Raw genomic sequence first — 14,510 nt, 5'->3', positions numbered from 1 at the left:
ACCTCGTGCTGGTGCGCCCAGTGTACGACCTGTTGCGGTACGCGGCCCGATTCACCGTCACGCGTCGCCGCGCTGACCGCGGTGCGGCGGTCCGCGCTCCGGCGGTTCGGACCGGCCGCTCAGGAATCGTAGTGCCGTTGATCGTCGATGACCTTGCCGTCGTTCGGCAAGCTGCCCGGCGCGCACAGTGACACCTCAGCGAGCAACTTGAGATGCGCCTTAACCGCGTTCTGCAGGGTGCCGAGGTCCTGGTCGGGACCTTCGAACTGCACGCTCATGGCGTCTTGCTCGTTTTCCCGGGTCACCGTGACGCGCACCTTCGAGACGTCGGGACAGGCCTTGATCAGACTGGCGACCTGTTCCGGTCGCACGAACATGCCCTTGATCTTCGTCGTCTGGTCGGCTCGGCCCATCCAGCCCTTGATGCGACGGTTGGTGCGCCCGCACGGGCTGATACCCGGCATGAAGGCGGAGAGGTCGCCGGTGGCGAAGCGCACAAGGGGGTAGTCGGCGTTCAGCGTGGTGACGATGACTTCGCCGACCTCGCCGTCGGGGACCGGGTCACCGGTGCCGGGCCTGACAATTTCAACAATCACACCCTCGTCGATGATCATGCCGTCGAGCGCGTCGGATTCGTAGGCAATGTTGCCGAGGTCTGCCGTGGCGTAGCACTGGCGGCAGGTGATGCCCCGGTCGGTGTAGTAGTCGCGCAAGCTCGGAAACAACGCACCGCCGCCGACCGTGGCCTTGCCGATGCGACTGAGGTCGTGCCCGGACGCGTCAGCGGCCTCGAGAATGACCTTGAGGTAGTCCGGTGTGCCGGCGTAGGCGGTGATGCCGATGCGTGCGGCGGCCTGGACTTGCAATTCGGTCTGGCCGACGCCGGCCGGCAGCACCGCAGCGGACACGGCACGCGCGGCCGACTCGAACATCATGCCAGCCGGTGTCAAATGGTAGGAAAAGCAGTTCTGCACGACATCGCCGCGGCCGATGCCGCTCGCGTGCAGGAACCGGCCCAGGCGCCACCAGTCCGGGCTGTCCATGCCGGGTTCGTAGATCGGCCCGGGGCTCTGGTACACGTTGGTGTAGTGCGACACGGGCAGTGAGCTGAAACCGCCGAAGGGTGGGTCGAGCTCCTGGGCGGCGACCAGCACGGACTTGCGCAGCACCGGCAGGGTGGCCAGTTCGTCGCGAGTCGAAATCAGGTCGGCGTCGACCCCGGCCAGCTGGGCCATACCGCCGGTGGTGGCCTGCGCCCGTGCGACCTGGTTGGGCAAATCCAGTTTCAGCGCGCGCTCACGCTCGTCGACACTGCGTGTCTCGAGGTCGTCGAAATAGCTCATCAGCTCAGCCAGCGCTTGCGGCGACGGTAGCTGCGGACATCGCGGAAGGATTTGCGTCCGCCCTCGGCCATGCCGAGGTAGAACTCCTTGACGTCCGGGTTTTCGCGCAACTGCGCGGCGGGGCCGTCCATCACGACGCGACCCGATTCCAGGATGTAACCGTAGTGCGCAAAGCGCAACGCGACGTTGGTGTTCTGTTCGGCGAGCAGGAAGGACACGCCTTCCTTTTCGTTGAGATCCTTGACGATGTTGAAGATCTCTTCAACAAGCTGCGGTGCGAGCCCCATCGAGGGTTCGTCGAGCAGCACGGTCTCGGGGCGTGACATCAGGGCGCGTCCGATCGCACACATCTGCTGTTCGCCACCCGATGTGTACCCGGCTTGCGATTTCCGACGCTCCTTCAGGCGTGGGAAGTAGGTGTACACCATCTCGAGGTCCTCGGCGATCGAGCCCTTGCCGTCGCGCCGCGTATACGCACCGGTCAGCAGGTTTTCCTCGACCGTGAGGTGCTCGAAGCAGTGACGGCCCTCCATCACCTGGATCACGCCCCGGCGCACCAGGTCAGCGGGGTTGAGACCCGCCACAGACGTGCCACGGTACTCGATCGTGCCTTTGGTGACCTCGCCGCGCTCCGATTGCAACAGCGTCGAAATCGACTTCAGCGTGGTGGTCTTGCCGGCGCCGTTGCCGCCGAGCAGGGCAGTGATACCGCCTTTGGGCACGCTCAGGCTCACGCCTTTGAGGACCAGGATGACGTGGTTGTAAATGACTTCGATGTTGTTGACCGAGAGCAGCGTCTCCGCTGTGGGCTCGGTTTCAGCCGCCTGCATGTCAGCAACCTTGTTCAGAGTGGGGGGTGGCCGGCGCGCACACGGCGCGCCGGCCCGCTGTCAGCGTTCAGGCTGTCAGCTGCACGCGCGCGGTGTGATGCCGCTCTCGGCTGCGTAAGCGGCCGAGTCTTCGTCGATCAGCGCACCGATCACGTCCATGTCGGACGGACCGAAATCGGTGATCATGTTCCACTTCTCGGCAGAGGCATCCCACTGCTGCACCGCGCCGAGGCCCGGGCCGCCGTGGTTCTCACAGGACACGGAGAACTCCGGTCCGAAGCCCGGCAGGCCGAGCGAGGCCATCTTGGCTTCGTCCATGACCAGGGCTTCCATGCCATCGCGCATCATCGCCGGCGTGATATCGGAGACACCGTGGATCTCCTGCGCAGTGCGCGCAGCTTCGACCGCGAGCATGGCTGCGTAGAGACCACGGTTGTACAACACGGTGCCGATCTGGTCGCCGGTGCCGGCCGCCTTGCCCGTGTCAACCACGTACTCCTGGATGTCGGCGAAGATCGGCGCGCCCGAGCCCGGGTTGTGGAAGGTCAGGGCCTTGTAGCCGTTTGCGCCACCGCCGGCGGGGATCACGTCGTTCTCCGAACCGGACCACCAGATGCCGATGAAGTTTTCCATCGGGAAACGGATGTTGACGGCTTCCTGAATCGCGACCTGGTTCATCACGCCCCAGCCCCACATGAAGACGTAGTCGGGGCGTTCACGGCGAATCTGCAGCCACTGGGATTTCTGCTCCTGGCCCGGGTGATCGACGGGGATCAGGGTCAGGTCGAAGCCGTGCTTCTTCGACAGCTCCTCGAGCGTGCGGATCGGCTCCTTGCCGTAGGCCGAGTTGTGGTAGACCAACGCGACTTTCTTGCCCGCGATGTCGCTGCTGTTCAGCTCGAGCAGGTGGTTGACGCCGATGGACGCACCGTTCCAGTAGTTGACCGGGTAGTTGAACACCCACTCGAAGATCGAGCCGTTGGCGGCCGAGGTGCGGCCGTAGCCCATCGAGTGCAGCGGGATGCCGTCGGCGCTGACCTTCGGGATCAACTGGTAGGTGATGCCGGTCGAGAGCGGCTGGTACACCAGCGCGCCTTCGCCCTTGGTCGACTCGTAGCACTCAACGCCCTTCTGGGTGTTGTAGCCGGTCTCGCATTCGACCATACGGATCATCTCGCCGCCGACACCGCCGTCGCGCTCGTTGACCAGCGTGAAGTAGTCGGCGTAGCCGTCGGCGTAGGGAATGCCGTTGGCCGCGTAGGGGCCGGTGCGGTAGCTGAGCGACGGGAACACCAAGTCGGCAGCCGCCTGTCCAGCAGCCAGTGTGCCCAGCAGGGCGACTGTTGCAAGTCGGGTCATTTTCATTGTGTCATCCTCATCAGGGTGAAAAGCGTGCCGAACCGAGGGTCGCACGGGGGTTCCGGCCAGCCCGTCAGTGCGGGAATGGCCAGAGTCGAAGCTTGTCCTTGGTCAGGCGCCAGAGCTGCGCGAGACCGTGGGGCTCCAGGATCAGAAAGGCGACGATCAACCCGCCGACAATCATGAACTCGAAATGGGCTGCGATGTCGGTCGCCCAGCCGAAGCCGCCGACCATCACGTTCTTGAGCAACACCGGCATCAGCACCAGGAAGGCGGCGCCGAGGAAGCTGCCGAGGATTGATCCCAGGCCGCCGATGATGATCATGAACAGCACCAGAAAACTTTGCGTGATGCTGAAGGCCTCGCCGACCTCCACCGCGCCGAGGTACACGGTGAAGAACAGCGCACCGGCGACGCCGACGTAGAACGAGGAAATCGCGAAGGCCGAGAGTTTGGTCTTCAGCGGGTTGACGCCGATGATCTCGGCGGCGATGTCCATGTCGCGGATGGCCATCCACGACCGCCCGCTGCGGCCGCGCGTGAGGTTGCGCGCCATCCAGGCGAGCAGCACCACGAAGAACAGGCAGAAGAGGTACTTCGCCCAGGCCTCCGCGGCCGGGCCGGTGACGGCCACGCCGAACACCGTGCGTTCGGGGGCGTTGATCTGGCCGGAGGCCGAGTAGTTGTAGAACCAGGCTTGCTTGTTGAACAACCACACGAGAAAGAACTGCGCTGCGAGCGTAGCCACCGCGAGGTAGAACCCCTTGATGCGCAGTGAGGGCAACCCGAACAGGATGCCGACCGCGGCCGTGATCAACCCGGAGATCAGGATGATCAGCACGATGCTCATGCCCGGGAAGGCCGTCATGAGCTTGTAGCTCGCGAACGCGCCCACCGCCATGAAGCCGCCGGTGCCGAGCGACACCTGGCCGCAGTAGCCGGTCAGGAGGTTGAGCCCGATCGAGGCGATGGCGTAGATCAGGAACGGCACCAGCACGGCGCTGGCCCAGTAGTCGTTGATCAGGAAGGGTACAACCGCGACCGCGACGGCCATCAGCGCCCAGTAGGCGTAGCGGTCCTGGCTGATTGGAAAGGTCTGGTTGTCGGCGCCGTAGCTCGTTTTGAAGTCGCCTGCTTCGCGATAGAACATGGCTCAGACCCTCTCGATGATTTTTTCGCCGAACAGGCCCTGCGGCCTGAACACGAGGAAGACCAGGGCCAGCACGTAGGCAAACCAGTTCTCGGTGGCACCGCCGATCATCGGGCCGATCGCGTACTCGAAGAGCTTCTCGCCGACGCCGATGATCAGGCCGCCAACGATCGCGCCGGGTATCGAGGTGAACCCGCCGAGCATCAACACCGGCAGGGCCTTGAGCGCGATCAGCGAGAGCGAAAACTGCACGCCGGATTTGGCGCCCCACATGATGCCCGCGACGAGTGCGACGAAACCGGCGATCGACCAGACGATGACCCAGATCGCGCGCAGGCTGATACCGACCGACAACGCGGCCTGGTGGTCGTCGGCCACCGCGCGCAGCGCGCGGCCGGTCGCGGTGTACTGGCTGAACAGGGTGAGCGTGACGACGAGCACGATGGCGACGATGGCGGCCGTGATGTCGAGCTTGTCAATGTACCAGCCGTAGAAGTTGCTGCCCTCGGCGGCCCAGGTGGCGGTCACATCCTCGATCCAGAACGACCCGCCGGAGGGAATGCCGACGTCCAGTTTCTTGATCTCGGCGCCCCACATGAGGTCGCCGAAGCCTTCCATGAAGTAGGCGAGACCGATGGTCGCCATGAACAGGATGATCGGTTCCTGGTTGACCAGGTGCGAGAGCACGTAGCGTTCGACCAGCCAGGCAAACGCGATCATCACGAGCAGGGTCATGAGGATCGCCACCACCGCCGGGATGTGCCAGCCGAAGTGGTGCAGGCTGGTGCCGAAGATGGCGTTGATCAGGTGCGAGAAGGGGATCTGCCCGGTCTGGAAGCCCACCAGGGTCATCGCGGCGAACAGCGCCATCACGCCCTGGGCGTAGTTGAAGATGCCGGACGACTTGAAGATGAGCACGAAGCCGAGCGCGACCAGCGCGTACATGACCCCGGTCATCAGGCCGTTGATGATGACTTCGATGGTGTAGAGAAAATCGGGCGACATCAGGCGCGTCCTCGGGTCACGGTGGCGGTGCGGTAAACCTCAGTCATCGCTGGGCACCCCGAGGTAGGCGTCGATCACCGCCTGGTTGTTGCGCACCTCGTCGGGCGTGCCGTCGCCGATCTTGCGTCCGTAGTCGAGCACCACGACGCGGTCCGAGATGTCCATGACCACGCCCATGTCGTGTTCGATCAGCGCGATGGTGGTGCCGAACTCCTCGTTCACGTCGAGGATGAAACGCGACATGTCTTCCTTTTCCTCGACGTTCATGCCGGCCATCGGCTCGTCTAGCAGGAGCAACTTCGGCTCGGCGACCAGGGCGCGGCCGAGCTCGACCCGCTTTTGCAGGCCGTAGGGCAGGCGCCCGACCGGGGTCTTGCGGATCGCCTGGATTTCGAGGAAATCGATGATGCGCTCGACCTTGGCGCGGTTCTCGTCCTCTTCGCGCGCCGCCTTGCCGTGCCAGATGACCTGCGACAACAGGCTCGCGTGCATGTGGGTGAAGCGGCCGGTCATGATGTTGTCGAGCGTGCTCATGCCCTTGAACAGGGCGATGTTCTGGAAGGTGCGCGCGATGCCCTGGTGGGCAATCTGGTGCGGCTTCATCGGCTTGCGGCGCTCGCCGCGGAACCAGATCTCGCCCTCCTGCGGGTGGTAGAAGCCGTTGATGACGTTCAGCATCGACGACTTGCCGGCGCCGTTCGGACCGATGATGGCGCGGATCTCACCTTCGCGGATGTCGAAGGTGATGTCCTTGATTGCAACCACGCCGCCGAAGCGCAGGGTGATGTTGCGCATCTCCATCAGCGTGTCGCCGAGCGGGCGGCCGTCGGGGGTGGTGTCGGGGCGGGTGTCTGCCGACGGCGTGGCGTTGGCGGCGGTCATGCGGCGCTCTCCACCGGGGCACGCACAGCGTGCGTCGTCGCGTTGTGCAGCGTGATGTCGGCCGCGATCGATCCCTTGCGACCGTCTTCGTAGGTCACCTCGGTTTCGACGTGCACGGTCTCGACGTCACCGTAGAGCGCGTCGAGCAGCGTGGCGTAGCGCTCCTCGATCACGCGCCGGCGCACCTTGCGGGTGCGGGTGATCTCGCCGTCGTCGGGGTCGAGTTCCTTGTGCAGGATCAGGAAACGGTGAATCTGACAGCCGGACAGCATGTCGTCTTCGGCCAGTGACCGGTTCACGGCCTCGACGTGCTGGCTGATGATCTCGGCCACGCGCGGGTGGCCTGCCAGTTCCTGGTAGGAGGCGTAGGCGACGTTGTTGCGCTCGGCCCAGTTGCCGACGGCGGTCAGGTCGATGTTGATGAAGGCGGTGCACTGGTCACGGTCGGCGCCGAACACGACAGCCTCGAGGATGTCGGGGTAGAACTTCAGCTTGTTCTCGACGTACTTCGGTGCGAACAGCGCACCGGAGGCCGTCTTGCCGACGTCCTTCGCGCGGTCGATGATGCGGAGGTGACCGCTGTCGGCTTCGATGAAGCCCGCGTCGCCGGTTGCGACCCAGCCCTCGCTGTCTTTGGTGCTGGCGGTGGATTCGGGGTTCTTGTAGTACTCCACAAAAGTGCCCGGTGAGCGGTAGTGCACTTCGCCGTTGTCGTCGATGCGCAGTTCCACGCCGGGCGCGGGCACGCCGACGGTGTCGGCACGCACTTCGCCGTCGGGTTGAATGGTGACGAACACCGTCGCCTCGGTCTGGCCGTAGAGCTGCTTGAGGTTGATGCCGAGCGCGCGGTAGAAATCGAATATCTCGGGCCCGATCGCTTCCCCGGCGGTGTACCCCAGGCGCACGCGGCTCATACCAAGGGTGTTCTTCAACGGGCCGATCACGAGTCCGTTGCCGAGCCGGTATTTGATGCGGTCCAACAGCCCCACGGACCGGCCGTCGAGCAGGGCGGGGCCGACAGACCGTGCGTGCTCCATCACCGCATTGAACAACCAGCGCTTGAGTCGGCTCGCGTCCTCCATGCGGATCTGCACGGAGGTCAGCAGGCCCTCGAAGTAGCGTGGCGGCGCGAAGAAGTAGCTTGGACCGATCTCACGCAAGTCGGCCTGCATGGTGTCCGGGCTCTCCGGGCAGTTCACGCAAAAGCCGGTGTAGTAGGCTTGGCCGATCGAAAACACGAAGTCGCCGACCCAGGCCATCGGTAGGTAGGCCAACACCGAGTCGGTGTGGTCGAGCCCGTCGAATTCGACCGACAGCCGGGAGGCCTCGATGACGTTGTGGTTGGACAACACCACACCCTTGGGGCGGCCGGTGGTCCCGGAGGTGTAGAGCATCACGCAGGTGGTGTCGCCGTCCTGCTCCTGCAACCGGCGTTCGAGTTCGGGTGCGGTGGTCTCGCGGTTGTCGCGACCGGCCTGCTGCAGCGCACGAAAATCCCGGAGCTTCGAGCGGTCGTATTTTCGCAGGCCACGCGGGTCGACAAAGATCAGGGTGTCGAGCCCTGGCAGCTTGTCCGCCACCTCCATGACCTTGTCGACCTGTTCCTGGTTTTCGGCGAACGCGAAGCGGGCGTTGCAGTGCTCGAGCACGTAGGCCATCTCCTCGGCCACGCTGTCCTGGTACACCGGGACCGGCACGCCGCCCGCGCATTGCACGGCCACCATGGCCCAGTAGAGCACCGGGTTGTTGCGCCCGATGATCGCAACGTGGTCGCCGACCTCGAGCCCGAGGTCGACCAGACCGAGGGCCATGCCGTCGATCTCCGCGGCGACTTCGGTCCACGTCCAGCTCTGCCAGATGCCGAGCTCCTTGAAGCGGTAGGCCGGCCGGTCGCCGTGCTGGTGGACGTTGCGCGCCAGCAACTGAGGCACGGTGTTCAGGTGGGTGTCGAGTTGTCGGCTGGCCAAGCGCCCCGTCTCCGTATCGTCTGCTGCACACGGGTCGGGTGCCCGCACGCGAAGCGGCGTAGTATCGAATCGACGTCCGCGGGCCGGTGCCAGCGCAACACGGTCGCGCGGCCAGCTGGCGGGCGTCGAAGAGGCTGCACTATACATCCTCTTCGTTGCGAGAGTTTTTCCGAGTTCTATCGAAATGTTGCAAGGCCCACAGAATCGAGTGGGCGTGGACACGGGCGACACGCTCGACTTCACGCTGGCCGGCCTGAACCTGATCCAGCAGGCGCTGAGCATCTACGACCGCGACCTGCGGCTCGTGGTCTGCAACCGCCGCTTTCTCGAGATGTTCGATCTGCCCGAGCACCTGGGTCGGGCGGGTGCCGGCTTCGGTGACACCTTGCGGCTGCTCGCCAGCCGCGGCGAGTACGGCGACATCGCCGATCTCGAGGGCTACCTCGCGAGCCGAGAGGCACAGGCGCGGGCCTTCGAGCCCCATTATTTCGAGCGCCAGCGGCCGAATGGACAGTTCGTGTCGATTGAGGGGCACCCCCTGCGGCAGGGCGGGTGGGTGACCGTGTACACCGACATCACCGACATCCGTCGTTCGGAGTCCATGCTGAAATCGCGCTCGGATTCGCTCTCTGAGGCGCTGTTGTCGCGCTCTGAGGCGCTGGCCCGCGCCAACCGCGAGCTCGAGGCGTCGGTCGTTGCGCTGCAACAGACCCAGCGTGAGCTCACCGCGTCCGAGGCGCGCATCCGCGCCACAACCGAGATGCTGCCTGCCCACATCGCCCGGGTCAGCCGCGATCAACGCTACACCTACTCGAATCGGCGCTTGCACTCTATTGCCGGTTTGAGCGCGGGCCTGGACCGCGAGATCGTCGGCCGTCGCTGCCAGGACGTGCTGGTGCCGGAGGCCTACAACGCGATTCAGCCCCGTCTGGTGAAGGCACTCGGGGGCGAGGAGAGCGTGTTCGAGTTTGCCCTCGACGAGGGCACCCACCGTGTGCGCTGCGCCTTCACACCGGACGTAGACGCGTCCGGCGAGGTGTCTGGCGTGTTCGTGTTGACGATGGACGTCACGCGCGAGGCGCGTGCCCGCGCCGAAGTCGCGCAGACGCGCCGCCGCGAACTCGCGGCCCAGTTGAGCAGTGGCCTTGCGCACGATTTCGCCAACCTGCTCACCGTGATACTCGGCGCTCAGGGCCAGCTTGCGCGTATGCCCGGGCTGCCGCCGGAGGCCCGTTCCCTGCTCGAGGACGTGCACCTGGCGGCGCGGCGCGGCGGCGAACTGCTCGATCGCCTCAGTGGCATTGCCGCGCCGCGGACCCTGGCGCCGGAGGTCACGGACGTGCCGGCCGCTGTCGTACAGCTGGTTCGCCTGGTCGGGCCGTTGCTGCCGGCCCACATTCGCCTCGTGACCGACATCGACCCGGGCGTGTCGCGTGCGCGCCTCGACCCGGGCTACTTGCTGGACTCGCTGCTGAACCTCGTGCTCAACGCGCGTGATGTGATCGCCGAACAGCCGGGCGACATCCACCTGCAGGTTCGACGCACCCGCGAGGGCGGGCTCGAGTTCAGCGTGCGGGACAACGGTCCGGGCTTCAGCGACGCCGCGCTGGCGCACGCGCTCGAACCCTTTTTCACGACCAAGGCAGCCACGCTCGGCTCGGGTCTCGGACTGTCGATGGTGTTCGATTTCGCCAGCCTGTCCGGTGGGCGGGTGTTGTTGGAAAACGTCGTTGACGGCGGCGCGACGGCGGGCGCGCGGGTGCGCATTCGCCTGCCGGACCCGGTCGCGGTGCAACCGCCTGTAGGCGGTGTGGTGTTGCTGGTCGACGACGATCCGGAGATCCGCGAGAACGTTCGCCAGCAGTTGCAGGACATCGGCTGTCAGGTCCTCGAGGCGGCGAGCGCCGACGAGGCCGTGCAGCTGACCGGCGTGGTGGCAATAGCTGCGATTGTGTCGGACTTGCAACTGGGCGGTACGGACACCGGTCTGGACCTGGTGCAGCGGGTGCATGCGGCCCGCGGTGACAGCGCGCCGCCGATCTGTATCATGACGGCGCTGCCCGCGCACCACGGTTTGCACGGGCAGGCCGCCGAACTCGGCCTCGTGTTGGCCAAGCCCTTTGACACCTACCAGTTGGCGCGCGCGCTGCGCCAGATCGCGGAACCGCTCTCGCCGTGAAGACCGACATCCAGGTGGCCATTGTCGACGACGAACCCGTCGTCTGCCGATTGCTTGCCGACGCCTTTGCCGAAGCCGACATGTCCACGGCGGTGTTCCACAGCGGGCGGCCCTTCCTCGGCTGGCTCAAGGTGCACGCGCCCGCGGTCTGCATCGTCGACCTCGGCTTGCCTGATCACGATGGCCTGGCGCTGGTCAACACGGTGTCGCGGCAATCCGACGCGGCAATACTGATTGTCTCCGGGCGCGCACAGGTGCAGGACCGGGTCGCCGGCCTCGAGCTTGGCGCAGACGACTATGTCATCAAACCCTTCGACCCCATTGAAGTGGTGGCGCGGGTGCGTGCGATTCTGCGGCGCGCAAGTGCACGTGCGGGTGAGCAGCGATCCGACCGCGCGCGGCGGGTGCGCTTTGGTGAGTGGGTGGCGAACCTCGCGACCTATGAAATTGCCCACCGTGGCGGTCGCACCCAGACACTCAGTCAAGCCGAGGCATCGGTGCTGAACGTGTTTCTCGAGCGCCCGAACCAGCTCCTGAGCCGCGCCCAGATCCAGGAGGCGATCGGCGGCAGCCTAACCGAGAACTTCGACCGCTCGATCGACGTGCGCGTGTCGCGCCTGCGCACCAAGCTGGATGACGACCCGCGCGACCCGAAGACGATCAAGACAATCTACGGTGGTGGCTATGTGTTTGTCGGGGAGGTGATGTGGGAATAGATGCGCGCGAGCAACGGCTCGATGAGCTCGAGAGCCGAGTGGCCTGGCAGGACCAGACGATCGACACGCTGAACGCCGCGATCGCCGAACAGGCGATCGCTATCACGCGCCTGGAGGAGAAATTGCGCGTGTTGACCGAGCGTCTACGCGAGCAGCTGTCGGCGGGCGGCACCGCCGCGGAGTCGACCGGGCACGAGGTGCCGCCGCACTACTGAGCGTCGTGCCGCCACGAGCCCTGTGGCCCACCACAGCGTCAACAGACCCAGCGCACCACCGCCCGACCCGACGGTGCCATCTGACGACAGGCCGCTGCCGGCCACCGCAGAGGCGTCCTCGGTCACCGTGATGCGCAGTGTGTGCTCGGCACTCTCATCGGACCCGCCGTTGTCGGTGCCACCGTCGTCGCGCAGCCGAATGCGGAGTGTGATCTCGCCGGTCCGACCGGCGTTGACGCGAAACCGGAAGGTGCCCGATGGCACGCTGAGGTCGGGTGCGAAGGCAAACCAGTCCGCCTGCTCGGTGTCGATCACGAAGCGCATCGACTGCGTGCCGCCGTCGCCGTCGTCGAGCGCCGAGGCCCACTCGACAACCTGCATCTGGCCGCTTTGCAGCACGGTGAGGTCCGGGCCGGCGACAAAGCTCGGTGCGCGGTTGGCTGCCGGACCGATCACGATGTCGAAGCTCGCCTGGTAGCGGCCGTTGGCGTCCAGCGCGTCAACCGTGACGCGGCTTCGGCCCGGGGTTCCCGACGGCGTGAACTGCAGGCGCCCGTCAGCGTCGATGTGCGGCGGCACGTGGAAGAGCGCTGGCGTGGCGACCGAGGCGACTCGAAGCGTGGTGCCCGCCGGACGTTGTGTCCAGTCCGCCCTGTCGTAGGGGCCGAAGTTGGCCGGGTGGTTCACGGTCTCAGGCGGCGCCCACCGCGCGGTGGTGCTGTCTCCCGGGCGTGCGCCGGCGCTCAGGACCGTGTTGGGGTTGAGTGCGTGTGTCGGCACCACCGTGACCACGCGCAGGCCGGCCGGATCGACCGCCGCGCTCGCCGGCACCGTGGCGCGTGCAGCGTCGAGCGACGCGGTTTCAGCCACGGTGTCGCCCAGCGCTGTCTCGACCCGGTAGTGGCCCGTCAGGTTGCCGGACAGCGGAGCTGGCTGCCAACTCACCTGCCAGCCGCCGTCTGCCGTCTCCACCACCCGGACGCCGCTCACCGGGCGGACCAGGCGAGTGCGGTCGATGCCGATGGCGTCGACCCAGTCCGGGTCGACGCCATCGAGCGCCACGGCGTTCCAGTCGAGCGCGATCGACGGATCGCCGGACCGCGTCGCAGCCAGCAGGACCGGGTGGGCTGCCAGCGCGGCGGGCAGGGTGCCGACCAGGCGGTTGCCGGCGAGATCGAGGCGTCGAAGGGTGTCGAGATGACCGAGCGCGGTCGGGACCGCGCCCTCGAAACGGTTGCGGGCCAGCCGCAGGAATGTGAGGTTGGCAAAGCGCGCCCAGGTGTCTTCGAGCTCACCGGACAGAGCGTTGTCGGAGAGGTCGATGTCCACCACGGCCGGGTCTGCTGCGCTCGGCTGTGGCAGTGCCCCGGTGAACCCGTTGCCCGCCAGGTGGAGTCGCCAGAGCGACGGCGCGTCGAACAGTGTGACGGGCAACGTACCGCTCAGTTGGTTGTGGCTGAGGTCGAGATCGACGAGCTCCCCGGTGCGCAAACCGGCGGGCAGGGTGCCCGACAGCCGGTTGTGGCACAGCGCCAGCGTGTTGAGCGCCGGCATCCCGTAGTAGGCCAAGGGCACCTCACCGCTGAAGTGGTTGTGGCAGAGATCCAGCACCTTGAGGGACTCAACCTCGGCCAGCCCGGTCGGCAGTGCCCCCTCGAGCGCGTTGTCGCGCAAGGACAGCAGCTGCAGCGTCTCGAAGTCGGCCCACTGTGTCGGCACCGTGCCGGTGAGGCTGTTACGGTTGAGCACCAGTCCGCGCAACGTGCGCAGGGCCGGCAAGCTCGACGGCAGGGGGCCGTTCAGGCCGTTGTCGACGAGAAAGATCTCAAGCACGTTGCCGTTTGCGTCACAGGTGATGCCGGTCGCGTCGCAGGCGATCGTCTCGCTGGCGGACCAGCCGTCGGCGTCAACCCAGTCGGCGCCGGACGTCGCGGTGTACAACGCCTGCAGTGCAGCCTGTTGGTCGGGGGGCGGGGTGGGCGACGCACTGGCGAGGTGGGCCAGGGCCGCGAAAAGAAGCCCGACACAGCGGGCCGCGAGCAGGTGTGAAGGCTGCATGATCGGTCTCGAAAGCGCTCAGCGCGCACAGCACCTCATGCAAGCCTCGGACCGCGCGTCACCGGACCACACAGGTCGCCCGTACGGCGCCCCGACCGTGCCAGGGAATCAGTCCCAGCGCAGCCGATAGCCGGCGGCGACAGCGGCATCGTCGGCGTCGTAGCCAACAAAGACCTGGCCTCGCGATGTGGGCTTGACCAGCCCGAGTGACAAGCCCAACTTGGGCGAGTCGCTGCGGTTCAGCGGCCGGTACAGGCCGACGCTGGCGTACCACTGCCACCGGGCCGGCAGCGCCTGCAGGTGTACGCTGCTGAAGAGTGCGTCGAAGCCGAGAAAGGTGGTGTCGCTGCGGCCGGCGATGTGGTGCACAGCGGCCCGGGCGGCGAAATCCAGCCAGTGGTTGATCGGACCCCAGTAGTAGTATGCGCCGGCACCGACGGTCTTGGCCGGGGATGCGCCGTCAAAGCGGGTCGACCCGAGGTCGATGAACGCCGTGGTACGGTCGCTCACGCGCGCGTTGTAGCGCGCGCCAAGGTAACTGAAATCCCTTGCGTAGCGCGCGCCGAGTTCAACGCTCCTCGGGGAGATGGCCGCCGATGTCGCGAGGCGGCCGTGCGTGAGCCCGGGTTGCTCGGCGCGGACGGGCAGGGTGGCGAGCGCGCCCAGAAACAGCAGGCAGGCACACAGGATCGGACGGTGAACGGTGCCCGGGTCGGGCTTGGCACTGGCTCGGTTCAAGGGTGTGGGGATTCCTGGTCGGCCGCGCACGCCGGCGGGCGCACGCGCTGTGGTCTCGGGCACTCCGC

The 14,510-nt window shown here is 66.3% G+C and carries 12 protein-coding genes; 3 read left to right on the top strand and 9 right to left on the bottom strand.

Going from position 1 to position 14,510, the window contains the following annotated elements; translation table 11 throughout:
- Nucleotides 1–119: 119 nt before the first annotated feature.
- The 7 genes from AAGA11_02505 to AAGA11_02475 form a co-directional block, all read right to left on the bottom strand.
- On the bottom strand, nucleotides 120–1,343 hold the full coding sequence (locus AAGA11_02505; protein MEM9601711.1) for a phenylacetate--CoA ligase family protein: 1,224 nt from the start codon (nucleotides 1,341–1,343) through the stop codon (nucleotides 120–122).
- Nucleotides 1,343–2,173: an ABC transporter ATP-binding protein gene (locus AAGA11_02500; GenBank protein MEM9601710.1), complete on the bottom strand. Its 831-nt coding sequence runs from the start codon at nucleotides 2,171–2,173 to the stop codon at nucleotides 1,343–1,345. The genes AAGA11_02505 and AAGA11_02500 overlap by 1 nt, the downstream gene beginning before the upstream one ends.
- 75 nt (nucleotides 2,174–2,248) lie before the next feature.
- Complete coding sequence (locus AAGA11_02495) at nucleotides 2,249–3,538, bottom strand: ABC transporter substrate-binding protein (protein ID MEM9601709.1); 1,290 nt, start codon at nucleotides 3,536–3,538, stop codon at nucleotides 2,249–2,251.
- Between the two features lie 67 nt (nucleotides 3,539–3,605).
- Complete coding sequence (locus AAGA11_02490) at nucleotides 3,606–4,682, bottom strand: branched-chain amino acid ABC transporter permease (GenBank protein ID MEM9601708.1); 1,077 nt, start codon at nucleotides 4,680–4,682, stop codon at nucleotides 3,606–3,608.
- Nucleotides 4,683–4,685: 3 nt separating this feature from the next.
- Nucleotides 4,686–5,687: a branched-chain amino acid ABC transporter permease gene (locus tag AAGA11_02485; protein MEM9601707.1), complete on the bottom strand. Its 1,002-nt coding sequence runs from the start codon at nucleotides 5,685–5,687 to the stop codon at nucleotides 4,686–4,688.
- A 39-nt stretch (nucleotides 5,688–5,726) separates the two neighbouring features.
- Nucleotides 5,727–6,569 carry an ABC transporter ATP-binding protein gene (locus tag AAGA11_02480; GenBank protein MEM9601706.1) on the bottom strand — a complete coding sequence of 281 codons (843 nt, stop codon included), beginning with the start codon at nucleotides 6,567–6,569 and terminating at the stop codon, nucleotides 5,727–5,729.
- A complete protein-coding gene (locus AAGA11_02475) occupies nucleotides 6,566–8,536 on the bottom strand; it encodes an AMP-binding protein (GenBank protein MEM9601705.1) in 1,971 nt (656 codons plus the stop codon). Before AAGA11_02475 ends, AAGA11_02480 begins: the two co-directional genes overlap by 4 nt.
- A 214-nt stretch (nucleotides 8,537–8,750) precedes the next feature.
- On the opposite strand from AAGA11_02475, the gene AAGA11_02470 reads away from it, so the two are divergent.
- Genes AAGA11_02470 through AAGA11_02460 form a run of 3 tightly spaced genes read left to right on the top strand, consistent with a single transcriptional unit; the run spans nucleotide 8,751 to nucleotide 11,646 of the window.
- Nucleotides 8,751–10,715 carry a PAS-domain containing protein gene (locus AAGA11_02470; protein MEM9601704.1) on the top strand — a complete coding sequence of 655 codons (1,965 nt, stop codon included), beginning with the start codon at nucleotides 8,751–8,753 and terminating at the stop codon, nucleotides 10,713–10,715.
- Complete coding sequence (locus tag AAGA11_02465; GenBank protein MEM9601703.1) at nucleotides 10,712–11,431, top strand: response regulator transcription factor; 720 nt, start codon at nucleotides 10,712–10,714, stop codon at nucleotides 11,429–11,431. The genes AAGA11_02470 and AAGA11_02465 overlap by 4 nt, the downstream gene beginning before the upstream one ends.
- Nucleotides 11,422–11,646 carry a SlyX family protein gene (locus AAGA11_02460; GenBank protein ID MEM9601702.1) on the top strand — a complete coding sequence of 75 codons (225 nt, stop codon included), beginning with the start codon at nucleotides 11,422–11,424 and terminating at the stop codon, nucleotides 11,644–11,646. Before AAGA11_02465 ends, AAGA11_02460 begins: the two co-directional genes overlap by 10 nt.
- Here AAGA11_02460 and AAGA11_02455 read toward each other — a convergent pair.
- Both AAGA11_02455 and AAGA11_02450 read right to left on the bottom strand, forming a co-directional pair.
- The gene (locus tag AAGA11_02455; protein MEM9601701.1) at nucleotides 11,575–13,704 is read right to left on the bottom strand and encodes a hypothetical protein; all 2,130 of its coding nucleotides are present in this window, start codon (nucleotides 13,702–13,704) and stop codon (nucleotides 11,575–11,577) included. The genes AAGA11_02460 and AAGA11_02455 overlap by 72 nt on opposite strands.
- A gap of 108 nt (nucleotides 13,705–13,812) precedes the next feature.
- The gene (locus AAGA11_02450; GenBank protein ID MEM9601700.1) at nucleotides 13,813–14,442 is read right to left on the bottom strand and encodes a hypothetical protein; all 630 of its coding nucleotides are present in this window, start codon (nucleotides 14,440–14,442) and stop codon (nucleotides 13,813–13,815) included.
- Nucleotides 14,443–14,510: the final 68 nt, after the last annotated feature.

This window comes from Pseudomonadota bacterium (genome assembly GCA_039196715.1).
In the GTDB taxonomy this organism is placed as follows: Bacteria; Pseudomonadota; Gammaproteobacteria; order CALCKW01; family CALCKW01; genus CALCKW01.
This window is presented reverse-complemented; position numbering and strand designations above follow the sequence as displayed.

What these genes read in the sequence shown, in the direction of transcription:
- AAGA11_02505 (MEM9601711.1), bottom strand. Translation starts at nt 1,343, where the DNA reads ATGAGCTATTTCGACGACCTCGAGACACGCAGTGTCGACGAGCGTGAG.
- AAGA11_02500 (MEM9601710.1), bottom strand. Translation starts at nt 2,173, where the DNA reads ATGCAGGCGGCTGAAACCGAGCCCACAGCGGAGACGCTGCTCTCGGTC.
- AAGA11_02495 (MEM9601709.1), bottom strand. Translation starts at nt 3,538, where the DNA reads ATGAAAATGACCCGACTTGCAACAGTCGCCCTGCTGGGCACACTGGCT.
- AAGA11_02490 (MEM9601708.1), bottom strand. Translation starts at nt 4,682, where the DNA reads ATGTTCTATCGCGAAGCAGGCGACTTCAAAACGAGCTACGGCGCCGAC.
- AAGA11_02485 (MEM9601707.1), bottom strand. Translation starts at nt 5,687, where the DNA reads ATGTCGCCCGATTTTCTCTACACCATCGAAGTCATCATCAACGGCCTG.
- AAGA11_02480 (MEM9601706.1), bottom strand. Translation starts at nt 6,569, where the DNA reads ATGACCGCCGCCAACGCCACGCCGTCGGCAGACACCCGCCCCGACACC.
- AAGA11_02455 (MEM9601701.1), bottom strand. Translation starts at nt 13,704, where the DNA reads ATGCAGCCTTCACACCTGCTCGCGGCCCGCTGTGTCGGGCTTCTTTTC.